Raw genomic sequence first — 23,496 nt, forward strand, 5'->3', positions numbered from 1 at the left:
CTGCACACCGAGCTCGGCGACATCCCGCCAGCCGAGCACGAAGCGAACTACTACCGTCAGAACCCGGCCGTCACGACGGCCGAAACCAGAGAACCGAGCCTCCACTGAACCCGGGGCGGTTCAGCGGCCGGTTCGACGCCCGTCGATGACACGTACACCGACTACGACAGTCAGGGGCTCGTCGACTACACGGCGAGCCGGGACCCGAGCAGCGGCGCCGAGACAGGCCGACTCTCCACCGCCCATGACCAGTGGGGCCGGGTCACGGACTACACCGACGCCAACCACAAGGTGACTCACACCACCTACATCCCCTCGGGCGCCCCCGGCGCCGGGTCAGTCGACATCGTGAGCGATGACCAGTCCTCTACGGACAACGACTACGACACCTCAGGCAACGTCACGAAGCAGACCACCACGGTCGGCGGAGTTCCGTACGTGTACACCGCCACCTTCAACGGGTTCGGGGACCTGACCGAGCAGGGCATGCCCGGCAAGGTGACGCAGAAGGAGTCCTACTCCCGCGATGGCCAGCTGACTGCGCTGGGGTACTGGGGGACAGCGAGCAACGGCGACCCGACGCCGATGCTCGCCTGGACGATCACGTCCGACGTCCAGGGCCGCACCATCGGCCTCGAGACCAACGCGTCGTCCAACGGCACCACGGTCGGCCGGACACTGACGTATGGGTATGACAATGCGTCGCGGCTCCTCAGCGCCACCGACTCGCGCGGCGAGACGTGCCAGGCGCGGACCTACGGCTTCGACGTCAACGGCAACCGCACCGAGCAGGTGATCACCAGCTACGACGGCGACGACTGCACCAACAGCAGCGCCAAGCTCCTCAACGTCGACAAGAAGTGGAGCTACAACGACGCCGACCGGGCCAGCAACGAGGCCCAGATCACCACGGACACCTACGACACCGACGCCAACGGCAACCCGACATCGACCACGACGCAGGCGGGTGGGACAACCGCCTACACGTTCGACGCGCTCGGTCGCGCCACGCGCGTTCCCGCCGGCGACGCACCGGCCAACCAGCAGGCCGAGACTCTCGGACAGAGCGGCACGGGCCAGGACATCACGATCGGCTACTACGACACCGACGCCGCCCGCAGCATCACCTCGGGAAGCACGACCACGACGTACAAGCTGGACCCCTCTGGTCGGCGAGCGACCTCAACGGTGACCACACCCACCGCGAACCCCGTCGACACGACGCGCGACTACGGCGACGACTCCGACAACCCCTCCTACGCCACCGCGGGCGCGGTCGTGAGCGTGACGGGTCGTCCATCGGCGGTGACCTCGGTCTCACCGTCACCGGTGGTGTCGCCTCGCTCGCGCTCGCCGACCCGCACGGCGACACGGTCAGCTCGATGACAGTCCCGACCGATGCATCCGGGGCGCTGCTCGGCGCCGTCGCGTGCTACGACGAGTACGGCAACCAGACCACCGACCAGAACGGCGACGCCGACGGTAACCCCGTCGACACCAGCACCAGGCTCAACACGGGTGCGCTCTCCTACGGATGGCTCGGCGCAAAGCAGCGCTCCGCCGACGGCTCCGGCCTCGTCCTGATGGGAGTGCGGCTGTACAACTCGGTCACTGGACAGTTCACATCGATGGACCCGGTGCCGGGCGGTAACTCCACCGCCTACGCGTACCCGCAAGACCCCATTAACCAGTTCGACGTAAGTGGGCAGTGGGGAGTCAGGAAGTGGTGGCACAGGCACTGGAAAGCTGTCGCCATCGGAGTCGCGATCGCGGCACTGTTTGTGTTGGCGCCGGAAGCGCTGCCTGCAGTAGCTGCCTTTGCTGAAGACGCCGACGCAGCGTTCATGATCGTGAGGGCTGCGTCCACAGCTGTAGGCGACGACGGGGGCGCGATGGCGTCAGAGCGAGCGATCGGCTGGGCGGGACGAGTTTGGACCCGAGGGGGGCGTGCGATCCGGAGCAACCATGGAACCGGGCCTAAGATCGGCCTAAAAAGCCGCGGTGCGTCGCGGATCTATCGATCTCCCCAACTCAAGAACTACAAGGGAAGGTTTCCTTCCGGACGGGTCGCGAACTTTGAAAAGAGGGGCATTTCGAACTACCACGTTAGGGCGCTCGAATGACAGCGGAAAACAAACCCAGACCCAACGTCACGGCGACCTTTCCCAGCGATTCTAGGTTCGCCGGCTTCGAGTTGCGCATCGAGCGACCCCGTGACGAGCACGGCGGTGAAGCGCTCGACCGAGGCTGGGACATCTTGTATGAGAAGCCAGATGGTTCAGAGGCTTACAATCACTGGGCCGATACGTGGGACCAGGTGCTGCTTTATTTCGCAAAGAGCGCGCCGCCGGAGGCTGGTCCGCCTTGGGTTGATGTGGGGAAGTTCCGGGACGCGGTGTTTCCCCCGTAGCAGTAGCCACCTGTGTGTATCCGCAGGATCGGGTTAACAGGTTTGATCTGGCGGGCAATTGGTGGCACTTGAAGAAGTTGGCGAAATAGGGTGGCAGGGCCACCCTGAACGCCGAGTTCATTCCTGGGTCGCTGTGCGCAGCTCTGTGGGGCGATCTCACTGGCGGCCGGAGCCATTAGCGCCGGTGCGACGCAGCGTCTGGAGACTGGAGGAGCGCCGGCCCGACTGCGGCCGGTACGGCGGTCCGACTGCCTGCAAAGGGCGCCGGTAGTCTGTACGTCAGGGACGCCGTCCGGCGTGCTTTCGCGCGCAGGGTCCGTTGGTGCTGGCGCACAATGCTTCTCGAACACCTACAACCGCGTGTCACACCGGCAGCCAAAGCATCGACCGCGCACTTCGACGCCCGGGGGTCGGTACCGGCTCGTGGGTTTGACGAACGACCTCGACCTGGTGATCACCGGCGCGGACCGCGAGTGGATCTCTGTCGTCGGTGCGCCGCATGCGCCGCAGGCCGACGGCGTCGATCCGGAGTCCGGCACCTGGTTCATACGCGCCAGGCTCGACGGCTAGCCCGGCGAGCTGCGGGTGGCCAACCCGCGATGGACAAGAACTGGCCAGAAACTGGCCACAAATTCGCCGCGAGCGGACTCGAGGTGTTCCGCGTTGGCGCGAGATCGAGCGATACTCGAAGGACGCAAGCGCCGGCTGATCTCGGCGTTTGGCCAGATGATGCGAGAACGCGCGAGAAATCCCGCGAGCCAGCGAGGGCCGGATTCGGCTCCCGTCTTTCAGGGGGACAGGGGTTCGAGTCTCCGCGGCTCGACCAGCCCCACACCCATGCGGGGCGACTTACCGGCGCCGGGGGTTTGCCTCACAAGGTGCTACGTAGCGACCTCAGACGACCATCAAGTGGCTGTTACGACGGGCTGTCGTCCGCAGCGGATGGCTGTCGTCCGTCCACGTCCGGCGCGGAGATGTTTCCCGAGATGTTTCCCGAACACGACGAAGCCCAGGTCAGCGACGTCCTAGAATGACTCCCAGAAGCCGCTGACCTGGGCTTTCGCGGTCGGGCTGACAGGATTTGAACCTGCGACCCCTTGACCCCCAGTCAAGTGCGCTACCAAGCTGCGCCACAGCCCGATGGCCCCGGAGGGCCGGGGAGACTCTATCTCACCTCGGGCCGGCAACCTGCACGCGTTACCGGCGCCGACCGGTCCCTCCACCGCCCGGCGCCGGTAACGGCGCGGCTCAGTCGCCCTTGGGCGTGCCGTCGGGGAAGATGACCGACCACAGGTCCTGGTAGCCCTGTCCGCTCGTGTCGCCCGCCTTCGCGTCGCCCGCGAACGTGTACAGCGGCCAGCCGTTCAGCGTGACCTGCGGCTTGCCGTCGACTCCGGTGATCGTGGCGACGGTGCCGGTGACGCCCTTGACGGTCGGCGTCGTCGACGACGACTCGATCGCGGGCCACAGCGGCTGGCACACGCCGGTGCAGGCGCTCTGCTTCGTGCCCTTGGTGTCCTTGTCGTAGACGTACGCCGTCATCCCCTTGCCGTCGACGACGATCGTGCCGAGCGACGTGCCGGCGGTCATGAGCGCGTCGCCGCTCGCCGCGGCCGCCGCTCCGCCCTTGGCTCCTGTGGTCGAGCCGGAGCCGTACCCCATGCCGTTGTCCTGGACGTTGGCCGTTGCCGGCGCAGCGTTCTGCGTCGCGGCGCCGCCTCCGCCGTAGCCGGACCCGGAGCCCCCTGACGTCCCCGAGCACGCGGCGAGTGTCGCGACGGCCGCAACCGCCAGCAGGCTGCGGAAGTAGGTGGTGCGCATGACGAGCCTCCCTCGTTGGCCGCCGCCACCCGGCGGCACACGCTGTCCACGGCGGTGGTGCGCGAGGGGTTCAACCACCTGCGAGCGGGAGGGCGGACGGGCGTACGTTCGACTGGCCGGTGCGCCGGTGGTCGGCGGCCCGGCAAGGAGGCGACGATGCTCTCGGATGCGAAGGCCATCCCGGTGATCGCGGTGAGCGACCTGGACCGGGCGCGCGCGTTCTACGAGGGGAAGCTGGGGTTCTCCAGCACCGGACCGGCGCCCGAGGGCGTCATCTACGGCACGGCGTCGGGCCCGTTCCTCGTCTACCCGTCGGGCTTCGCGGGCAGCAACAAGGCGACGGTCATCTCGTTCCAGATCGACCCCGCGAAGTTCGACGCCGAGGCCGCGGCGCTGCGGTCGGCCGGGGTCGAGTTCGCGACGTTCGACGTGCCGGAGGGCGAGTGGCACGACGGCGTGCTCGAGGGCGGCGGCAACAAGTCCGCCTGGTTCACGGATCCCGACGGGAACTTCCTGAACATCGAGTCCATGGAGTGAACCGTTCCCGCCCGTGGGACGTTGCACGGGCGAGGGACGGAGGTGGACGTGGGCGCCGAGCCGGACGAGCTGCTGCGCGCGCTGCACGACGCGTACGCGCGCCCACTGCACCGCTACGTGATGCGGCTGACGGGTGACGACGCGCTCGCGCAGGACGTGGTGCAGGAGTCGATGCTGCGCGCGTGGCGGCACCCGGAGGTCTTCGAGCGTGACGACGACGGGGCGCGGGCGTGGCTGTTCACCGTGGCGCACAACCTCGTGGTCGACGACCGGCGCACCGCGTGGCACCGCCGCGAGCTCGCGACGGACCGCGTGCCGGAGCGCAGCCAGAACGACGAGACGCAGCGCGTGCTCGACGCCTGGCTCGTAGGGGACGCGCTCGCGCAACTGACGCCCGAGCACCGTGCGGTCGTCGTCGGCGCGTACTACGGCGGCCGTTCGACGGCGGAGCTCGCGCGCGAGAACGGCATCCCGGAGGGAACCGTCAAGTCGCGGTTGCACTACGGCCTGCGCGCGCTGCGCCTGGCCCTGCAGGAGAGGGGCGTGACGCCATGACGTCGCCGGATCCGTTCCGGGAGTGGGACGCGGCCTACGTGCTCGGGGCGCTCGAGCCGGCCGACCGGCGTGCGTACGAGGACCACCTGCGGACGTGCGACGAGTGCCGCGAGGCCGTGGCGGAGCTCGCGGGCATCCCGGGCGTGCTGCGGCTGCTCCCCGCCGACGAGGCGGGCGCGTCGGCGCACGACGCGGATGCTCCGGGGCTGGCCGACGTCATCCCGATCGCGGACGTGGCGCGTTCCGCGCGGCGGCACCGGCGCCGGCGGACGACGCTCGTGGCCGCGGCAGCGGGCGTGCTGCTGGTCGGTGGCGTCGCGGGCGGCTTCGCGGCAGCGGGCGACCATGGCTCGCCCGCGCCGAGCGTCACCGTCGCGGCGCAGCACCTGCAGCTGCAGGCCGCCGACGCGTCCGGCGTGGAGGCCGACCTGACGATGTCCGCGCGCGCCTGGGGCACGCGCCTCGACTGGTCGTGCACGTACCCGGCCCCGGGAGCCGGTGGTCTGCCCGCCGACTACGAGCCGACGTACGAGCTCGTGGTCGTGCAGGCCGACGGGACCCCGACGGTGGTCGCCACGTGGGCGGCGCACGGCGGCAGCGCGCACGGCCTGGGCGCCTCGACGAGCGTGCCGACGGCGAGCATCCGGAGCATCGAGATCCGCACGACGGATTCCGCCTCGCCGCTCGCCGTGGCGCACGTCTGACGCGACGGGCTAGGCGGTGCCGACGGGGGCGGCCGCGGTCGGACCGGCGGGGTGCTCGGCGAGGTCGAGCGTCGCGCGTGGTCGCACCTCGAGCGTGATTGCCGCATCCGGCCCGAGCATCCCGTGCGCGTTGGCGGGCACCGGCACGCGGGCGCGCCACACGCCGGCCGCGGGGTCCTCGTCCGTCAGCGGGGCGTCGCGCGCCGGGTCGGGCGCCCAGTCGCTGATCGGCGTCGTCAGGTCGGAGTTCCACACGGCCCACGCGTGCGGCGTCGCCGAGGTCGCCTGGATGTCCACCACCAGCACGTCCGCCCAGTCCGCGGTCTGCTCGAGGTGGTCGACGAACGAGAGGAACCCGCCGCGCCGCCGGAGCGAGAGCAGCCGCAGCTGGAGCACGTGCCGCATCGTCGGCGCCGGCTGGCCCTGCGCGTCGGTGGGGCGTCGCGCCGCCGTGGAGAGGTAGGTGCGGACCAGCGGGACCGGTGTCGACGGGCTGTCCTCGGTGGCGGGCCGCTCGATCTGGATCGGGCACAGATACGCCGTGCTCTGCTCGTGGAGCATGACGGGCAGGCCGCGGATCGAGAGCGCGGTCTCGAGCTGCCAGTCGACGCCGTCGTCGAGCGTGCCGGGCAGGTGGACGTCGGTGAGCGTCGCGGTGACCTCGATGTCGCCGAACAGGAACCGCCGCAGGTTCTGGTACCCCTCCTCGGAGTTCACGATCCCGAACGGGCCCGAGTGGCTGCGGTGCACGAGCGCGCGGGGCGCGCCCTGCACGGCCGCGTCGTCGAACTGCACGAGCCCGTCGCTCCGGGGGCCCACGACCTTCGCCGGCAGGCCCAGCCCGACCGCGTAGTCCTTCGCGTCCGTGCCGACCAGGCAGAACAGCCGGTCGAGCGGGAACCCGCCGGCTGGCATGACGGTGCCCTCGAAGCCCTTCGCCGACGGGGGCCCGGCGAGGTTCGGCGTCAGGTACTGCGCCATCCGCTCGGCCCCGAAGATGTCGGCGCCCATCGGGTTGAGCGTGTCGCGCAGCTTCTCGAGCAGGCCGCCGCCGATCGCGAAGTCGATGCCGCCGTGCGGCGTCGCGTAGGTGAAGACGCGGTCGACGAACGCGCGCGCCGCGTCGAGCGTCCCGCCGAGCGTCGGGCTGTCCGGGATCGTCTTCTGGACCGCCGCGCGCACGACGAGGCCCCCCATCGAGTGCGCGACCAGGAACACGCGCGGCGCACCGGTCTGCTTGCGCACCAGCAGCACGAGGTCGACGAGGCTCTGGGCGGCGCGCTCCATGCTGAACGCGTTCGGGTCCTTCGTCAGCCCCGGAGCGAACTCGTCGTAGAACCGGTGCACCCAGATCGTCGCGGCCGGAACCGTCCCGGCCTGTTGCGCCTGGAGGTACGCGAGCTGGTCGCCCTGCACGATCAGCTCGTACCCGTGGTCCATGAGCAGTCGCAGCAGCGGGCTCTCGAACTGGTGGAAGACCGCCCGGTCGGCGCCGTCGACGCGGACCTGCACCGAGCCCTCGTTGAAGCCGTAGAACGGGTCGTCGACCGCCTTGTCGATGCCGGACGGCCCGCCGGCGTAGCCGCGAACGTAGATGACGGGCAGCCGCCCGTCGCCCGGATAGGTCATGGCAACCCTCCCGTCGGGGCCCGCGACGTTGCGGGTCGTTCCTCAGGAGTGTGCCGCGGATCGGGTGATACCGGGTGATACCGGGCGCGATCAGCGGGGCGGGTGCCGGCGGCGCCGCGGGCGGAGGGTGACGTCCGGGAGCGGCGGAGCGGGGATGCGAGCCCCACCGTGGCCGTCGACGAGCCCGAACCGCTCGGCCGCGTCGGGCGACTCCCAGTTCGCGCGCGCTGCGGCGATGTCGGTGTGCGTGCGCCCGACGAAGTTCCACCACATGACGAGGTCGTGGTCGAACGGCGTTCCGCCGAGCACCAGCAGGCGCGCGCCGCCGGCGGACGCGACGCCGAGCTCGGCGCGCCCGTCACCGAGGTACAGCAGCGCGTGCGGTGCGTGCTCGACGCCCGCGACGCGCGCGGCACCGTCGAGCACCAGCACGGCGTGCTCGAACGTCGGGTCCAGCGGCAGCGCGACGTCCGCGCCCGGGTCGACCGTCACGTCGAGCGCGAGCAGCGGCGTGTGCACGACCGCGGCCGACGCGAGCCCGTCGAGCCCACCGACCACCACAGTCGCGCGCGCGCCGGGCACCTCCAGCACCGGCAGGTCCGTGACCTGCTGGAACGCCGCGCCGGCGTCGGCCACGCCATCGGGCAGCGCCACCCAGAGCTGGACGCCGTGCAGCAGCGGGGCGTCGCCGAGCGAGAACTCCGAGTGCGAGACGCCCCGCCCCGCCGTCATGAGGTTGAGCTGCCCGGGCCGCACGACGAGGTCGGAGGCGAGGCTGTCGCGGTGCCGGATCTCGCCGACGACGGGCCACGTCACGGTCTGCAGTCCGGTGTGAGGGTGCGGCAGCACGCGCATGTCGTGGTGGTCGGGGCCGAACTCGTCGAGGAAGCACCACGCACCGACGAGCGGCAGGTCGCGGTGGGGGAGCGTGCGCCGCACCGGCATCGCCCGCAGACCGCCGAGCGGGACCTCGCGCTCGTCGTACCGCTCGATGACGGGCCCCAACCGCGCGTGCGCGTCGCAGAGCTCGGGCACCGGCCGCGTCTCGAGGTTCGTCATGACGCCATCCTGCCGCGGACCTCACGTCCGGCCGACCACGCGCGTCTGCACACTGTGAGGGTGACCGAACCGTTCGAGCGCGTGGTCGCGCGCCATGGCCCGACCGTGCTGCGCGTCTGCCGGTCCGTGCTGCGCGGCGCCGACGCCGAGGACGCGTGGTCGGAGACGTTCCTCGCCGCGCTGCGCGCCTACCCGGAGCTGCCGGCGGACGCCAACGTCGAGGCGTGGCTCGTGACGATCGCGCGTCGCAAGGCGATCGACGTCGTGCGCCGCGACGCGCGTCACGCCGTACCGGTCGCCGAGCTGCCCGACCGGCCGGTGCCGGACGGCGCGCGGGACCTCGACCTCTGGCGGTCGCTCGGCGACCTCCCGCCGAAGCAGCGCCACGCGGTCGCCTACCACCACCTCGCCGGGCTGCCGTACGACGAGGTCGCAGCCCTGCTCGGCGGCACCGCGGCGGCGGCACGCCGAGCCGCCGCCGACGGCATCGCCACCCTGCGCCGCACCTACCCGATCGAGGAGGAGTCATGACGGAGCTCGCCGCCCTGCACGAGAGGCTCGTGCGATCCGCGGCCGACGAGGGGCTGCTCGACGTGGCGTACCGGACCGTGGACAGCCCGGTCGGCCCGCTGCTGCTCGCCCGCACGCCTGCCGGCCTGGTCCGCGTCGCGTTCGCCGTCCAGGACCACGACGCCGCGCTGCAGGAGCTCTCCGACGAGGTGAGCCCGCGCGTGCTCGAGGCGCCGCGCGCGCTCGACGACGTCGCGAGCGAGCTCGACGAGTACTTCGCGGGCCGGCGTGAGGCGTTCGACGTGCCGCTCGACCTGCGGCTGGCGCGCGGGTTCCGGCGGTCCGTCGTCGAGCACCTGCCGTCGATCGCGTACGGCCGGACGGCGAGCTACGCGCAGGTCGCCGCGCTGACGGGCAGCCCGCGGGCGGTGCGCGCGGTCGGCACGGCGTGCGCGCTCAACCCGCTGCCGGTCGTCGTGCCGTGCCACCGCGTGGTCCGCTCCGACGGCTCGCCCGGTCGGTACGCCGGGGGAGACGACGCCAAGCTCGCCCTCCTCGCGCTCGAACGGCGGGCGTAGCGTCGAGGCATGTGCCGGAACATCACCACGCTGCGCGGCCTCGAGCCGCCCGCCAGCCACGCCGAGATCGAGGCCGCCGCCCGCCAGTACGTGCGCAAGGTGACAGGCGTCCAGCAGCTCAGCGCGGCGACGCGCGACCCGTTCGAGGCGGCGGTCGCGGAGATCGCGGCGATCACGGCGCGGCTGCTCGACGAGCTGCCCGCGCGGCGGAACCCGCCCACCACCGTCCCGCCGCTCCGGCGCGCCGAGGTCCAGGCGCGGATCGCCGCACGCATGGCCGTGCGCGAGGAGCACGAGCGGGCGCACGAGCTCGGGCTGGCGCACACGCACGACGCCGACGGGGCGATGCGCGTCGGGCACTGACGGGCTGAGGCCGGGCTGGTGACGTGACGACGCCGAACCGGCGTCCGCCGACGGCACCTCGGTACCCACCTCAGGCGCGTGCAGCACCGGCTCGGCGGCCCGGTTGGGCAGGCCTGGCACGAGGCGGGCGCTGGCGAACCCTGGCGGGGGCCTGCGTGGGCGCGGCCGCCCGAGACCTGTGCCGCTGTTGACGGCGGCCACGAGCCGCCCACAGGTACATGACTGTGGATACGTTTCTGCAGGTCAGGCCTGGTTATCTCGCCCGGGATCGCGTAGAATCGCACGTATGTACGAATCCGCGCCGCGTGACCCATGTGGGGTGGTGCGGCGTGCGCTGGACGCGGTCTCGCTGTCCGACGACGAGCTGGTGCGGATCCTCACCGAGGTGGAGTCCCTGGCCCGGTTCGTCGACGCGGCAGGCGTTCGCCTGGCGGCCGAGGTGGCGCACCGGTCGCGTCGCGAGCTCGGGGGTGAGCGGCTGTCAGCCCGAAGGGGCTGCCGGAACGGCGCCGAACTCGTGCAGCGGGCGACGGGAGTGTCCGGCGCGAGCGCGGGCCGTCGTATCCGGCTCGGGCTCGCGACTCGAGCCGACGTCGGGCTCGCCGGCGGCGAGATCCCCGCGCGGTTCCCGGCGGTGGCCGAGTCACTTGCCGCAGGCGATCTCGGTGTCGAGGCGGCGCAGGCGATCGTGACGACGCTCGAGCCGACGCTGGGGGTCGCAGACCCGTCGCACGCCGCGGCGGCCGAGGCCGATCTCGTCGCTGCGGCGACGGAGACGTGGACCGACGAGCCGGAGCATCGTGCAGATGGGGCAATCGGCGGCGCGGCGCCGCCGGTGATCGACGCGGACACGGTGCGCGTGCAGGCCAAGGTGTGGGCGGAGTACCTCGATCCCGACGGGAGTGCGCCTGACGAGCGCGACGAGGAGCGGCGGTTCATGGCGCTCCACCGGCCGCGGCGCGGTCTGGTGCCCGTCACGGGTCTGCTCCTGCCGCAGGTCGCGGCGATGCTCCGGACGTACGCCGACGCGTGGACCAGCCCGCGCACCGAGCCCGTGCCGGACCCGACGAGAGCTCCAGGTGACTGTGTGCCGGATGACGCCGCCGACGGCGACGGTGCGCCGGCCGAGACGCGCAGTCGCGCACAGGTGATGCACGACGTGCTGGCGACCGCGCTCAACGTGGCGGCGCGCGTCGTCGACGCGCCCTCCGTGGCGGGCAACGCTCCCACGCTCGTCGTGGTCGCACGCGAGTCCGACCTCGTGAGCGGTGAGGGCGCGGCGCAGACCGACGACGGCACGGCCCTGAGCATCACGGCCGCACGCCACGTCGGCTGCGCCGGAGCCGTCCAGCGAGTGGGGATCGACGCTGCGGGGCGCATCGTCGGGCTGTGGTCCTCCGAGCGGTGCTTCACCGGCGCCCAGCGCCGGGCGATCGCACTGCGTGACGGTGGCTGCGTCATCCCGGGCTGCCACGTGTCGGCGGCCTGGTGCGAGGTCCACCACGTCGTCCCGCACGCGGACGACCCGGACGGAACGACGACCGACAACGGGACCTTGTTGTGCTGGCACCATCACCGCACGCTCGAGACGTCCGGCTGGGCCATCCGCATGGTCGACGGCCTCCCGTGGATCAAGGCTCCGGGGTGGCTCGACCGCGCGGGTCGCTGGCGACCATCCAGGCCGGGCGGCCCAACGGCGGCTGGACAGTCCCGCGTGCGGCGACAGAGGTAAGCCGAGACCTCACCACGGGAGGCCTGAGCCGCGCCGCGAGCAGCACGCGTAGGTCGCGGCGCGCCGACTCCGTCGCTGTCCCTGCCTCAGGCGTGCTCGGCGAGCGGCCAGCCGACGAGCCGCGGGATGCCCTCGGGTGCCACCGCGGCGAGCGCGAGGAATCGCGCCTCCGCGCGGTGCAGCCGGATGTGCTCGTCGAGCGACCAGGTCGGACCGTTGGTCAGGCGCATGCCGCACGCGCACTCGATCGTCACGGAGCCGTCGGCAGCTTGCTCGACGAAGCCGACCGTCGTGTGCTCGGTCGCCGCCTGGACCTTCGCCCGGCGCATCCCGGCACTGACGGCGTCGCTCACCCCTCGGAGTGTACGGACTCGTCGTCCACGAGCTGGTCGAGCTCGAACGACTCGTCCCACGCGCCGCCGCCGAGGCTCGGCATCATCCGCTGCAGGGCCGGGCGCCACGAGTCGGCGCGGTCGGGGAAGCAGCGGTCGAGCAGGTCGAGCATCGTGGCGACCGCCGTCGAGGCGCCGGGGGAGGCGCCCAGCAGGCCCGCGATCGAGCCGTCGGCCGACGTCACGAGCTCGGTGCCGAACTCGAGCACGCCGCCCTTGACGGCGTCCTTCTTGATGACCTGCACGCGCTGGCCTGCGGTGATGAGCTCCCAGTCCTTGGGATGCGCCGTGGGCATGAACGCCCGGAGCGTGCGCAGCCGGTCGGTCTCGGTCGCGGTGACCTCGCCGATCAGGTACTTGAGCAGGTCGAGGTTGCGCGCGCCGACCTGCAGCATCGGCACGACGTTGCCCGGCCGGATCGACGTGACGAGGTCGAGCCACGAGCCGTGCTTCAGGAACTTCATCGACCAGCCGGCGTACGGGCCGAACAGCAGGGCCGTCTTGCCCTCGACCACGCGGGTGTCGAGGTGCGGCACCGACATGGGCGGCGCGCCGATGTCGGCCTTGCCGTAGACCTTCGCCTGGTGCTGGGCGACGAGCGTCGGGTCGGTCGTGCGCAGGAACTGCCCGCTGATGGGGAAGCCCGCGTAGCCGCGCGCCTCGCGGATGCCGGACTTCTGCAGCAGCGGCAGCGCGCCGCCGCCGGCGCCGACGAACACGAAGCGCGCCGTCACCGTGCGCGGCTTGCGCCGTCCGTTCCAGCGCCGGTCGCGGACCGTCACGCGCCAGGTGCCGTCCTTGCGCTGGTGGAGACGGGTGATCTCGCTCTCGAGGTGCACGCGGGTGCCACGACGCTCGGCGTCCGCCACCAGCGAGCGGGTCAGGGCGCCGAAGTCGACGTCGGTGCCGGCGGCCGCACGCGTGGCGGCGATCGGCTCGGACGGGTCGCGGTCGGCCACGAGCAGCGGCGCCCACTGCGCGATCTGCGTGGGGTCGGTGCTGAACTCGAGGTCCGAGAAGAGGGGGTGGCGGCGCAGCGTCTCGTAGCGGCGGCGCAGGTAGTCCGCGTTGGCCTCGCCGCGCACGAACGTCAGGTGCGGGGTGTTCGTCAGGAAGCCGGTGCCCTCCGGCAGCCGGTTCGCCGCCGCGAGGTAGTGCCAGAGCTCGCGCGAGAGCTCGAACTGCTCGTTGATCGTGACGGCCTTGGCGATGTCGATCGTGCCGTCGGGCTTCTCCGGCGTGTAGTTCAGCTCGCAGAGGGCCGCGTGGCCGGTGCCCGCGTTGTTCCACGGGTTCGAGCTCTCCTCGGCGAGCGCGCCCCGGCGCTCGTGCAGCTCGATCGTCCAGCTCGGCTCGAGGGTCGTGAGGAGCGCCGCGAGCGTGGCGCTCATGATCCCGCCACCTACGAGGAGTACGTCGACGTCTGCGTTCCGATCCAGCACGTTTCGATCGTAAGTTGACGTCGAGAATCTTCACGACGAGGGATCTGTGATCCTCGTCACGAAGTCATGGGATGGGTGGGCGCGCGCCTCGCACGCCCACCCATCCCCACTCTCGCAGCCCTCAGCGGGCGCCGAGCTTCGTCACGAGCAGGTCGTGCCGTTGAGCGCGAACGACGCCGGCCGCGGGTTCGAGCCGGTGTGCGAGCCGTTGAACCCGATGTCGACCGAGCCGCCCGGCGCGATGGTGCCGTTCCACGCCGCGGCCGTCGCCGTCACGGCCGAGCCCGTCTGGCTGAACGTCGCCGACCAGCCGTTCGTCACCGTCTGGCCCGCGGTGAACGCGAACGTCAGCCTCCAGCCGTTGATCGCCGAGGCTCCCGTGTTCGCGATGTGCACCGACGCCGTGAAGCCGCTGTTCCAGTCGGACGTCGAGTACGTGACCTTGCACGTGCCGCCGGTCGTCGGCGTCGGGGTCGGCGTCGGCGTCACGGTGGGCGTCACGGTGGGCGTCGGGGTCGTTGTCGGGGTGGGGGTCGTGCTCGGCGTGTACGTGGGCGTCGTCGACGGCGTCGTGGTCGGCGTCGGGTCGCTGCCCGTGAGGTTGCCGACGACGATGCCGCGTCCGTTCGTGCCGAGGTAGACACGGCCGTAGACGTCGGGGTCGCCCGTGATCACGTCGCCCGCGTTGCCGTACCGGTGCTGGTCGTCGTTGATGCGGACCCACGTCGCGCCCCCGTCCGTCGACCGGTACACGCCCGCCACGCCGCCGATCTTGGCCATCGTGTAGATGGCGGGGTAGGACGCGCCGGGCGCCGCCTTGCCGAAGCCGACGCTCTTCGCCGCCGTGATCGCGCCGACCTTGCTCCAGGTCCGGCCGGCGTCGGTCGAGCGCCACACGCCCGGCGTGCCCTTCTCGTCGCTGCCCGCGAACCAGACGTCGCCCTGGTGGCCGGGGACAGGCGCGAGCCGGCCGGTCTTCGACAGGACCGCGCTCGACGCCGTGAACGTCACGCCGCCGTCGGTCGACGCGTAGGCCGTGCCGTTCGAGAACGCGTAGAACGTCTTCGGGTCGACACGGTCGGCCCGCACGCTCGCGCCGACGGGCACCCCGGTGGACCTCGTCCAGCTCGAACCCAGCGTGGTCGAGACGTACACGCCCGCGCCGTCCGGGCTCCAGACGATGCGCCCGCCGTCCGCGCCCACCGCAACCGTGCCCCCGCCGGTCACGCCGGGCGGCTCCTGGCCGGCCCACCACGAGCTGCCGCCCGACGTCGAGACGCCGATGTGCGCGACGCCCGTGTCACCGTTGCCGACGCGCACGACGGTCGAGGGCGACTTCTCGGCGAAGTCGACCGACGTGGTGGACGTGAAGATCGGCGCGCTCCAGTACGTCGACGGGACCTTGGTGATGTCGCTGTGCACGAACCCGCCGATGTCGCCGAGCGCCGAGATCAGCTCGGTCGCGCCCGGGGGCGCCGCGAGGTCGAGCACCGCGGTCTCCTCGATGCCCCGCGCCTTGACGGAGATGTCGACCTTGCCGCCGGTGTCCCACGCCGTGAGGTTGCTGCCGCCGTAGACGGTCGCGCCCGTGCCGTACAGGAAGCTGTTCGAGTCGAACGGGTCGATCTCGAACGACTCCGTCATCCAGCCGAGCTTCGGGCTCGGCACCGGGTCCTGCGGCTGCGTGCCGAACGTCAGCCACGGCGCCGCCGAGATGTCCTGGGTGTACCGCAGCGTGCGCGACGGGTACCCGTCGAAGTCCCAGATCCGGGTCCACGTCCTCCCGCGGTCCGTCGACCGGAAGAAGATCGCGTCCGGCCACCACGAGACCTGCGTCGCGACCATGATCGTGTCCGGGTGCTGCCGGTCGATCGTCAGGCCGCTGTACCCGAAGTAGTCGTCGCTGCTCGAGGCGGCCACGGGGGAGATGTCCGTCCAGGCGCCGGTCGCCTGGTCGAGCCGCAGCACCTGGCCCTTGGCGCCGTCGTAGGGGCCGCCGGTGTCACTCGTCGCGACGTACAGCTGCTTGCCGGCGGCGTCGAACACGCCCTTGTGCGGCAGGTAGCCCGTCGGCGTGCCGCCGACCTCCTGCCAGGTCGCGCCGGCGTCGGTCGACCGGTACACGGGGTGGTTCTTGTCCGCGACGCCGACGTAGACCGTCCTCGACGGCGAGCCCTTCGTGCCGCTCGTCGGGTCGAACGCCTCCCACAGCACTCCCTGGTTCCCCGCCAGGTAGCCGCTCGCGTCGGACGGGTCCTGCACGTAGGTGCCGGCGTTCGGGAACGACGCCACCTTGGACCACGTGACACCCGAGTCGGTGCTGCGCCACAGGCCGTTGCCGCCCTCGGTGCCGAGGTAGAGGACGCGGTCGTCGTTGGGGTCGATCTGCAGGCGCTCGCCCTGGCCGCGGCCCGGCATGTTGCCGCCGACCTTGAACGGCAGGTCGGACTTCTGCCAGGTCGCGCCGCGGTCGCTCGATCGCAGGATCGCGCCGTTGTTCGGGTCCCAGCTGTTCGTGTACATGCCGACGGCGGCGAACACCTTGTTCGGGTTGATCGCGTCGGCCGCGAGGCTGAGCACCCCGAGGTGGCCCCAGTCGTCCCAGCCGACGCTGTCGAGCAGAGGCGTCCACGTCTTGCTGCTCTGGTCGAACCGGTACGCACCGCCGATGTCGGTGCGCGCGTAGACGAGGCCCTGCTCGCCCTGGTTGTACACGATGCCCGGCACGAACCCGCCGCCGACCACCTGGACGTTGCCCCAGGTGTATCCGGTGCCGGTGGTCGCCGCCTGCGACGCGGTCGACGCGAGGACCGCGCCGGCGGCGAGCAGGGCACCGGCCGCGAGCGCAGCCGCGCCGCGCGCTGCGCCGGCCCGCCGACGCGTCGCTGCGGGCGCCGACCCGCGATGGCGTGGGCCGCTCGTGGCCCGGGACGTGGGGAGGCGCATCGGTTGCTCCTTCGGTCGAGGCGATGACCACGACCTCGGTGGCGCGGCCCGACGCGTCCGGCGGCGGCCGGCTCGCGGTCGGCGCGAAAGTATCGAAGCGCTTCAAACGGGGTGGAGGCGTCGAAGCGTTTCGCCGATGCGGTGGACGGCCGGGGGGAACCGCGACCGGACTCATGAACGGTGTGTAAATCCGGCCGGTCGCGGGTGCCGTGCGCGCCGCGGCGGGGTAGAACCGTGGCATGACCCGCCACCGCGACCTCACCTCCGATCCCGCCGCCGAGCACCTCGCCGATCCGGTCACCCCGGAGGCGGAGCTCGCCGCGGCAGACGCCCGATCAGGCGGCGACCCCGCCCGTGCGCCGCGCTCGCTCCTCGGCGTCGAGCTCGAGCCCGACGACGAGGCGATCGCCAGCCGCGACGACTGGGACGACCCCGCGCGGCTCTGAGCCGGCCGGCGCCGCGACCCAGCCCGGCCGCGAGGGAGAGCGCGTGGTGGCACCGCGGCGCGACAGCGGGCGTCGGCGCCCCTGACGAACGCAGCGCCCGTCAGTCGTCGAGCCGCACGCCGCGCAGTCGGGCCAGGCGCAGCAGCGCGTCACCGTCGGGCCCGAGCAGCACGGGGATCCCGTCGCGCCGGGCGTTCGCCTCCGCACGGACCGACTCGCTCGTCGGCCCCGGGAGGCCGCGCGCCAGCACGTGCTCGGAGAAGGTGAGCTGCCGGATGGCGATGCCGCGCACGTGGTCGGGGTACGCCTCCGCGGCCCGCGCATAGATCTCGGGGTCGTGCTGGCCGTCGTCACCCACGAGCAGCCACCGGACGTCGGGCAGCTCGGCGAACAGCCGCCGCAGCTGCGCGGCCTTGTGCGCGGGCCCGCTGCGGAACCAGCCCGTGTTGGTCGGCCCCCAGTCGGTGAGCAGCAGCGGGCCCGCGGGGTAGCCGGCGCGGCGCAGGAACCGCCCGATCGCGGGTGCGGCGTTCCACGCGCCGGTCGAGACGTACACGACCGGCGCCTCCGGGTGGTGGGCGAGCACGGTGTCGTAGAGCCGCGCCATGCCGGGCACCGGCTCGCGCGCGTTCTCGTGCCGGACGAGCACGTTCCACGCGGCGACGAACGGTCGAGGCAGACGCGTGACCATCACCGTGTCGTCGATGTCGGAGACGATGCCGAGCCGAGCCGCGGGATCGACGACGTGCACGGGAGCGGCGGCGCGCGAGCCGTCGGCACCGGTCACGAACACGTCGTGCCAGCCGGGCTCCAGGTCGGACTCCAGGACGATGTCGAGGTAGCCGCCGCGGTCGGTCACGACGCGGTGGCGGCGGTCGCCGACCTGGACCTCGAGCACGGCGCCTGCGACCTGCGCCGTCGCGAACGACCGCCAGCCGCGCAGCGCGCGCGCGGACGTCGAGCCCGCCTGCGCGGCACCACCGGCGCCGGGCAGGTCGGCGTCGCGGACGCGCGGGCTCGCGAGCAGCGTCCGGGCCAGCACGCGCACCCAGCCCGGCGCGCCGTAGCCGACGTACGGCTCGATCCGGACGGTCCATCCGCGGGCGCGGAGCAGGTTCGCGACGCGCCGGTCGAAGCGGTCTTCGACACGCGCGGCGACGTGCAGCCGGCGCACCGGCGCCGCGGGGTGGGCCGTCCCCTCGGCGCGAGCCCAGGGCCGGCCCGCACGGAGGACCGGCCCGCCGTCCCGAGGGGCGGCGGGCCGGTCGCCTCCGGGTCGGGTCACGCAGACTCCTTGCGCGCGGCCTTCCGTGCGGCGGACTGCTCGGTCTGTGCGCCCTCGGTGGCGAGCGCGCCGCCGGCCGACTCCAGGTGCGCGCGCACGAACCAGTGGAAGAGCTCCAGGCCGTGCAGGTGGCCGATGAGCATGTCGTTCGTGACGGGGTCGCTCTCCTCGGTGTCGCCCGCCGCCTTGCGGTGGTCCGTGATGACTCCGATGTAGACCTCGTCGAGCGCACCGAGGTGCGCGATCGCGCTGTCCCGGCCGATCGCGTAGTCGTCCCACGTGCGGTTCTTGACGAGCGCGCCGGGGGTCCCGACCGGTGCGACGCCGAGCGTGGCGATGCGCTCCGCGATCTGGTCGACCATCTCCCGGACCGCGTCGACCTGCGGGTCGATCATCTCGTGGACCGCGATGAAGTGCGGGCCCACGACGTTCCAGTGGATGTGTTTGAGTGTCAGGGCGAGGTCGTTGAGAGCGTCGAGGCGCTGCTGGAGGATCGCGGCCACCTCGGCGCCCACCTCGGGCGTCAGCGATGGGACCGTGTACTTCGGCAGGGAGTTGCGGGCCATGTGAGCTCCTTCGCAGGGGTGATGGCTCAACGCTGCCGGACGGAGGGGTCAGCCGCCATCGGAGGGCGTCACGCGAACGGGTCGCCGTCGCGCTCGAGGCGTCCGGCGACCTCGTCGGGGGTCAGCTGCGCGAGTCCCGGGCCGATCTCGTCCCACCAGCGCGGCGCGGCGACATGCGGTGTCTCGCGGCCCCGGAGCGAGTAGGGCGTGATCGTCGTCTTCGCCGGGTGGTTCTGCGACCAGTCGATCAGCACCTTCCCGCCGCGCAGCTCCTTGCGCATGACGGCGACGACGAGTGCGGGGTGCGCGGCCGCGAGCTCGTACGCCACGTCGTGCGCGTACTGCCGCACCTCGAGCACGCTGCGCCGACCCGGGAGCGGCGCGTACAGCTGCATGCCCTTGCTGCCCGACGTCACGGGCACGGTGGTCTCGAGCCCGTCGGCGCGCAGCCGGTCCGCGACGAGGTGCGCGACCTTCGCGCAGGCGTCGAGCCCCGCGGGCGGTCCGGGGTCGAGGTCGACGACGAGGCGGTCGGGACGGCGCACCGCTCCGCGCGGCCCGACGGTCCACTGCGGCGTGTGCAGCTCGAGCGCGCCCGAGTTCGCCGCCCACATCAGGCCCGCGAGGTCGTCGATGAACGGGAGGTCGAGCTCGGCGCCCTCGTCCTCGGCGCCGGGCGCGGCTCGCAGCACCCGGTGCCGCAGCCAGTCCGGGGCGCCGCGTGGCACGTTCTTCTCGAAGAACTTGCCGCCCTCGACGCCGTCGGGCCACCGGATGCGCGTGACCGGACGGTCGCGGAGCTGCGCCAGGAGCGCGGGGGAGACGCGGACGAGGTAGTCCATGACCTCAGCCTTCGTCGTCCCCGTGGCGGGGAACAGCACCTTGTCGAGGTGTGTGACGCGCACGGGGCGGCCGCCGACGTCGACGACCTGTCGCTCGGGGCTCACGCGTCCTCCTGACGTGCGTCGGCGGGTCGGTACGGCGTCACGGCTGCTCCCACGGGTCGGCGTCGGTGTCGGTGCGCAGCCCGCGCACCACGGGCTGGCGGAGGCGACCGGTGGGCGTCCGGCCGAGATAGCGGAGGTCGACGACGAGCTCGGGCTCGGTCCAGTGCGCGCCACGCGCGTCCGCGGCGGGGACCTGCTCGGTGAAGGGCGGCGCGGCGACCTCGCGCCCGCGCAGCAGCCGCTCGATCTCGCTCGCACGCGCGCCCGTCAGCCCGCTTCCCGCCGAGCCGAGCAGCCGGAGTTCGCCCGCACCGTCGCGTGCCCCGACGATGAGCGAGCCGAGCCGGCCCGAGCCCGTCGACTCGTCCTTCCACCCCGCGACGAGCGCGGCGCGCGTGCGGCGGTGCGCGGACTTCACCCAGTCGCCCGACCGGCGTCCCGGCTGGTAGAGCGAGTCGCGGCGCTTGGCCACGACGCCCTCGAGGCCGTGGTCCGCCGTGGCGCGCCACAGGTCCTCGCCGTCGGTGTAGACGGGGGAGAGCTGCACGTTCTCCGGCAGGTCGAGCCGCTCGAGCGTCGCGCGGCGCTCGTCGTAGGGGCTGCGGGTCAGGTCGACGCCGTACAGCCGCAGCACGTCGAACACCACGTACGTCACCGGCCGCCGGGCGGCGAGCGCCGCGGCCCGTCGCGCGTCACGCACGTGCATCCGCTCCGCGAGCGCCGCGAACGAGGGCACGCCGTCCGCCAGCAGCACGATCTCGCCGTCCAGGAGCGCGCCCTGAACGTCTGCGAGACCGCCCAGCTCGGGGTACGCGACGGTGACGTCACGCTCGTTGCGGCTCCACAGCCGCAGCCGCTCGCCGGTGGTGTCCGCGAGTGCCCGGACGCCGTCCCACTTGACCTCGTAGGCCCACTCCCGGCCGCGCGGCAGGGCGCCGACCTGCGGTGCAGGGGTGGCGAGCATGGGCTCCACGGGTCCATCCTGCCCAGAAGGGGCGGAGAACGAGCGGCGAACGGGCTGCCGTCGTCGCGCCGCGACGTGCAGGTTCACGCCGAACGACGACGGACGAGGGAGAGCATGCGGGCCATCTGGAAGGGTGCAGTCGCCTTCGGGCTCGTCAACGTGCCCGTCAAGCTCTACGCCGCGACGGGCGAGCACGAGGTGACGCTGCACCAGGTGCACGCCAAGGACGGCGGGCGCATCCGGTACAAGCGCACGTGCAGCCTCGACGGCGAGACGGTCGAGTACGCCGAGATCGCCAAGGGTTACGAGACCGACGACGGCGAGCTCGTGGTGCTGACCGACGAGGACCTCGCACGCCTGCCGCTGGCGACCGAGCGCGAGATCGAGGTCCTCGAGTTCGTCCCGGCGGAGCAGGTCGACCCGATGCTGCTCGGCAAGAGCTACTACCTCGAGCCGGAGAAGACCGCCGCGAAGCCGTACGCGCTGCTGCGCGGCGCGCTCGAGCAGGCAGACCGGATGGCGGTCGTCAAGGTCGCGCTGCGCCAGCGCGAGTCGATGGCAGTGCTGCGGGTGCGCGACAAGGTGATCGTGCTGCAGACGCTGCTGTGGCCGGACGAGGTGCGCGAGGCCGAGTTCCCGATCCTCGACGGCGACGTGTCGGTGCGCCCGCAGGAGCTCGCGATGGCCGCGTCGCTGGTCGACTCGCTCGCGGCTGACTTCGACCCGTCGCAGTACTCCGACCGCTACGAGGCCGCGCTCGAGTCGCTCATCGAGGAGAAGGTGTCGGCGGGCCACACGCAGGCGGTCCCGGTGCCGGCCGAGGAGGGCTCCGCGGCGGGCAGCGGCGGCGGCGAGGTCGTCGACCTGCTCGCGGCGCTGCAGCGCAGCGTCGAGAAGGCGCGCACCGCGCGCGGGGAGTCGGGCGGCGAGGCGGAGACCGCGAGCCCGCCGAAGGGCAAGGCCACCCGGACCGCCGCGAAGGACGCGACGACCGCGGACGACGGCGAGAAGCCGAAGAAGGCGAAGGCGAATGCGGCGAAGACGGCCGAGGCCGTCGAGCCGGCCGAGCCCGAGACGCCCGCGCCCCGGCGGCGCCGCAAGGCCTCGTGAGCCCGTCGTCAGCGGACCGCCGCGACGCGGCGGTCGCGACCCTGCGTCGCGTCGCTTACCTGCTCGAACGCGCGCAGGCGAGCGCCTACCGGTCGGAGGCGTTCCGCGCTGCCGCCCGCAGCATCGAGCGCACGGACCCCGACCAGGTGCTCGCGCTGGCGGGCTCGGGGTCGCTCACGGACCTGCCCGCGGTCGGCGAGCGCACCGCCGAGGTCGCGGGGCTCGCGCTCCGCGGCGCCGACGTGCCCTACCTGCTCGACCTCGAGGCCCAGGACGCCGCGGACCCGACGCGCGTCCTGGCGCCCGGAGCGGCGGCGCTACGAGAGCAGGTCCGCGGCGACCTCCACGCGCACACCGAGGCGAGCGACGGCGCGACGCCGATGCAGGAGATGGTGCTCGCGGCCCTCGAGCTCGGGCACGAGTACCTCGCGATCACGGACCACTCGCCGCGGCTGACGGTCGCGAACGGCCTGTCCGCCCCGCGGCTGCGCGCCCAGCTCGAGCAGGTGGCGGCGCTGACGCGGGCGGTCGCACCGTTCACGGTCCTGAGCGGCATCGAGTGCGACGTCCTCGAGGACGGGGGGCTCGACCAGGACCCGGACCTGCTCGACGAGCTCGACGTCGTCGTCGCCTCGGTCCACTCGAAGCTGCGGATGGACCGCGGCTCGATGACGCGCCGCATGCTCGCGGCGATCGCGAACCCGCGCACCGACGTGCTCGGCCACTGCACCGGCCGCAAGGTGGTCGGCCGCACGCGTCCGCCGAGCGAGTTCGACGCGCAGGCAGTGTTCGAGGCGTGCGCCGAGCAGGGCGTCGCGGTCGAGATCAACTGCCGGCCGGACCGCCAGGACCCGCCGGACGAGCTCGTGGCCCTCGCGGTCGAGGCCGGCTGCCTGTTCAGCATCGACACGGACGCGCACGCGCCGGGTCAGCTCGACTGGGTCTCGGCGGGGTGCGCGCGCGCCGCCGAGCACGGGATCGGCGCCGACCGGATCATCACGACCTGGCCCGCGGAGCGCCTCCGCGGCCGACGGTGACGCGCGCGACGTCGCCCGTGTGACCGCGGTGGCCAGGAGCGCGGGTTAGGGTTCCGGCGTCGCCGCCCGGACGCCGAGCGGCGACGGCCCGGTCCGCCGGGTCCGTGTGCGACCAGTCCCAACCAAGGAGCAGTTTCCGTGAGCGTGAACCGCAGCGAGCTCGTCCAGGCCGTCGCCGCCAAGGCCGGTCTGTCCACCGGCGACGCGGACAAGGCCCTCAAGGCGTTCCAGGACGTCGTCCTCGAGAACGTCGCCGCCGGTGAGAACGTGGCGATCTCCGGCTTCCTCGCGGTCGGCCGTGCCGAGCGCGCCGCCCGCACGGGCATCAACCCGCAGACCGGCGAGGCCCTGGACATCCCCGCGGGCTACCGCGTCAAGCTCAGCGCCGGCAGCGCCCTCAAGCGCGCCGCCCAGGGCTGACGAGCCACGACGGCCCCGCACCCACCTCGGTGGGTGCGGGGCC

Annotated in this window: 24 protein-coding genes and 1 tRNA gene; 14 read left to right on the top strand and 11 right to left on the bottom strand. The window is 72.6% G+C overall.

The window, feature by feature from the left end:
• Positions 1-348 precede the first annotated feature (348 nt).
• The 3 genes from QRT04_RS00005 (at position 349) to QRT04_RS00015 (ending at position 2,980) form a co-directional block, all read left to right on the top strand.
• Entirely contained in the window at positions 349-1,386 is a 1,038-nt protein-coding gene (locus tag QRT04_RS00005; protein ID WP_289452830.1) for a hypothetical protein, read from the top strand.
• Positions 1,383-2,123 (top strand): RHS repeat-associated core domain-containing protein, encoded by a 741-nt coding sequence (locus QRT04_RS00010; RefSeq protein WP_289452831.1) that lies wholly within the window; start codon positions 1,383-1,385, stop codon positions 2,121-2,123. The genes QRT04_RS00005 and QRT04_RS00010 overlap by 4 nt, the downstream gene beginning before the upstream one ends.
• Before the next feature lie 716 nt (positions 2,124-2,839).
• Positions 2,840-2,980, top strand: a complete 141-nt coding sequence (locus QRT04_RS00015) for a hypothetical protein (protein WP_289452832.1) — start codon at positions 2,840-2,842, stop codon at positions 2,978-2,980.
• A gap of 496 nt (positions 2,981-3,476) precedes the next feature.
• On the opposite strand, the gene QRT04_RS00020 is transcribed toward QRT04_RS00015, so the two are convergent.
• Together QRT04_RS00020 and QRT04_RS00025 are read right to left on the bottom strand one after the other, a co-directional pair.
• Positions 3,477-3,550 (bottom strand) — tRNA-Pro (locus tag QRT04_RS00020).
• Positions 3,551-3,658: 108 nt separating this feature from the next.
• Complete coding sequence (locus QRT04_RS00025; protein ID WP_289452833.1) at positions 3,659-4,231, bottom strand: COG4315 family predicted lipoprotein; 573 nt, start codon at positions 4,229-4,231, stop codon at positions 3,659-3,661.
• 156 nt (positions 4,232-4,387) lie between these two features.
• On the opposite strand from QRT04_RS00025, the gene QRT04_RS00030 reads away from it, so the two are divergent.
• Genes QRT04_RS00030 through QRT04_RS00040 form a run of 3 tightly spaced genes read left to right on the top strand, consistent with a single transcriptional unit; the run spans position 4,388 to position 6,027 of the window.
• Positions 4,388-4,768, top strand: a complete 381-nt coding sequence (locus tag QRT04_RS00030; protein WP_289452834.1) for a VOC family protein — start codon at positions 4,388-4,390, stop codon at positions 4,766-4,768.
• Positions 4,769-4,816: 48 nt separating this feature from the next.
• The gene (locus tag QRT04_RS00035) at positions 4,817-5,323 is read left to right on the top strand and encodes a sigma-70 family RNA polymerase sigma factor (RefSeq protein WP_289452835.1); all 507 of its coding nucleotides are present in this window, start codon (positions 4,817-4,819) and stop codon (positions 5,321-5,323) included.
• Positions 5,320-6,027: an anti-sigma factor family protein gene (locus QRT04_RS00040; protein ID WP_289452836.1), complete on the top strand. Its 708-nt coding sequence runs from the start codon at positions 5,320-5,322 to the stop codon at positions 6,025-6,027. The genes QRT04_RS00035 and QRT04_RS00040 overlap by 4 nt, the downstream gene beginning before the upstream one ends.
• A 9-nt stretch (positions 6,028-6,036) precedes the next feature.
• On the opposite strand, the gene QRT04_RS00045 is transcribed toward QRT04_RS00040, so the two are convergent.
• Together QRT04_RS00045 and QRT04_RS00050 are read right to left on the bottom strand one after the other, a co-directional pair.
• The gene (locus tag QRT04_RS00045) at positions 6,037-7,656 is read right to left on the bottom strand and encodes an esterase/lipase family protein (protein ID WP_289452837.1); all 1,620 of its coding nucleotides are present in this window, start codon (positions 7,654-7,656) and stop codon (positions 6,037-6,039) included.
• A gap of 90 nt (positions 7,657-7,746) precedes the next feature.
• Positions 7,747-8,715 carry a pirin family protein gene (locus QRT04_RS00050; protein ID WP_289452838.1) on the bottom strand — a complete coding sequence of 323 codons (969 nt, stop codon included), beginning with the start codon at positions 8,713-8,715 and terminating at the stop codon, positions 7,747-7,749.
• Between the two features lie 60 nt (positions 8,716-8,775).
• On the opposite strand from QRT04_RS00050, the gene QRT04_RS00055 reads away from it, so the two are divergent.
• The 4 genes from QRT04_RS00055 to QRT04_RS00070 all read left to right on the top strand — a co-directional run bounded on the left by QRT04_RS00055 (position 8,776) and on the right by QRT04_RS00070 (position 11,898).
• Complete coding sequence (locus QRT04_RS00055; RefSeq protein ID WP_289452839.1) at positions 8,776-9,246, top strand: RNA polymerase sigma factor; 471 nt, start codon at positions 8,776-8,778, stop codon at positions 9,244-9,246.
• Positions 9,243-9,803 (top strand): methylated-DNA--[protein]-cysteine S-methyltransferase, encoded by a 561-nt coding sequence (locus QRT04_RS00060; protein WP_289452840.1) that lies wholly within the window; start codon positions 9,243-9,245, stop codon positions 9,801-9,803. The genes QRT04_RS00055 and QRT04_RS00060 overlap by 4 nt, the downstream gene beginning before the upstream one ends.
• A 9-nt stretch (positions 9,804-9,812) precedes the next feature.
• Positions 9,813-10,166 (top strand): DUF2277 domain-containing protein, encoded by a 354-nt coding sequence (locus QRT04_RS00065; RefSeq protein WP_289452841.1) that lies wholly within the window; start codon positions 9,813-9,815, stop codon positions 10,164-10,166.
• Between the two features lie 286 nt (positions 10,167-10,452).
• Positions 10,453-11,898 carry an HNH endonuclease signature motif containing protein gene (locus QRT04_RS00070; protein WP_289452842.1) on the top strand — a complete coding sequence of 482 codons (1,446 nt, stop codon included), beginning with the start codon at positions 10,453-10,455 and terminating at the stop codon, positions 11,896-11,898.
• An 86-nt stretch (positions 11,899-11,984) separates the two neighbouring features.
• On the opposite strand, the gene QRT04_RS00075 is transcribed toward QRT04_RS00070, so the two are convergent.
• The 3 genes from QRT04_RS00075 to QRT04_RS00085 all read right to left on the bottom strand — a co-directional run bounded on the left by QRT04_RS00075 (position 11,985) and on the right by QRT04_RS00085 (position 16,678).
• Positions 11,985-12,251, bottom strand: a complete 267-nt coding sequence (locus tag QRT04_RS00075; RefSeq protein ID WP_407653512.1) for a hypothetical protein — start codon at positions 12,249-12,251, stop codon at positions 11,985-11,987.
• Positions 12,248-13,732 carry a malate dehydrogenase (quinone) gene (mqo, locus tag QRT04_RS00080; RefSeq protein ID WP_289452843.1) on the bottom strand — a complete coding sequence of 495 codons (1,485 nt, stop codon included), beginning with the start codon at positions 13,730-13,732 and terminating at the stop codon, positions 12,248-12,250. The genes QRT04_RS00075 and mqo overlap by 4 nt, the downstream gene beginning before the upstream one ends.
• Positions 13,733-13,873: 141 nt before the next feature.
• Positions 13,874-16,678, bottom strand: a complete 2,805-nt coding sequence (locus QRT04_RS00085) for a cellulose binding domain-containing protein (protein ID WP_289452844.1) — start codon at positions 16,676-16,678, stop codon at positions 13,874-13,876.
• A gap of 239 nt (positions 16,679-16,917) precedes the next feature.
• Here QRT04_RS00085 and QRT04_RS00090 point away from each other — a divergent pair, with 239 nt between their 5' ends.
• Positions 16,918-17,124, top strand: coding sequence for a hypothetical protein (locus QRT04_RS00090; protein ID WP_289452845.1), 207 nt, complete (start codon positions 16,918-16,920; stop codon positions 17,122-17,124).
• Positions 17,125-17,224: 100 nt separating this feature from the next.
• Here QRT04_RS00090 and QRT04_RS00095 read toward each other — a convergent pair whose 3' ends face one another.
• From QRT04_RS00095 to ligD (QRT04_RS00110), 4 genes are all read right to left on the bottom strand, one after another.
• A complete protein-coding gene (locus QRT04_RS00095) occupies positions 17,225-18,409 on the bottom strand; it encodes an App1 family protein (RefSeq protein WP_289452846.1) in 1,185 nt (394 codons plus the stop codon).
• Positions 18,406-18,975: a Dps family protein gene (locus QRT04_RS00100; RefSeq protein WP_289452847.1), complete on the bottom strand. Its 570-nt coding sequence runs from the start codon at positions 18,973-18,975 to the stop codon at positions 18,406-18,408. Before QRT04_RS00100 ends, QRT04_RS00095 begins: the two co-directional genes overlap by 4 nt.
• Before the next feature lie 68 nt (positions 18,976-19,043).
• A complete protein-coding gene (gene ligD / locus QRT04_RS00105; RefSeq protein WP_289452848.1) occupies positions 19,044-19,922 on the bottom strand; it encodes a non-homologous end-joining DNA ligase in 879 nt (292 codons plus the stop codon).
• Between the two features lie 37 nt (positions 19,923-19,959).
• Positions 19,960-20,886 (bottom strand): non-homologous end-joining DNA ligase, encoded by a 927-nt coding sequence (gene ligD, locus QRT04_RS00110; protein ID WP_326522468.1) that lies wholly within the window; start codon positions 20,884-20,886, stop codon positions 19,960-19,962.
• A gap of 114 nt (positions 20,887-21,000) precedes the next feature.
• Here ligD (QRT04_RS00110) and ku point away from each other — a divergent pair, with 114 nt between their 5' ends.
• From ku to QRT04_RS00125, 3 genes are all read left to right on the top strand, one after another.
• Positions 21,001-21,996: a non-homologous end joining protein Ku gene (gene ku / locus QRT04_RS00115; protein ID WP_289452850.1), complete on the top strand. Its 996-nt coding sequence runs from the start codon at positions 21,001-21,003 to the stop codon at positions 21,994-21,996.
• Positions 21,993-23,033 (top strand): PHP domain-containing protein, encoded by a 1,041-nt coding sequence (locus tag QRT04_RS00120; protein WP_289452851.1) that lies wholly within the window; start codon positions 21,993-21,995, stop codon positions 23,031-23,033. The genes ku and QRT04_RS00120 overlap by 4 nt, the downstream gene beginning before the upstream one ends.
• Positions 23,034-23,171: 138 nt before the next feature.
• The gene (locus QRT04_RS00125) at positions 23,172-23,453 is read left to right on the top strand and encodes an HU family DNA-binding protein (protein WP_289452852.1); all 282 of its coding nucleotides are present in this window, start codon (positions 23,172-23,174) and stop codon (positions 23,451-23,453) included.
• Positions 23,454-23,496 lie beyond the last annotated feature (43 nt).

It is taken from the genome of Cellulomonas alba (assembly GCF_030362835.1).
Lineage (GTDB): Bacteria > Actinomycetota > Actinomycetes > Actinomycetales > Cellulomonadaceae > Cellulomonas > Cellulomonas alba.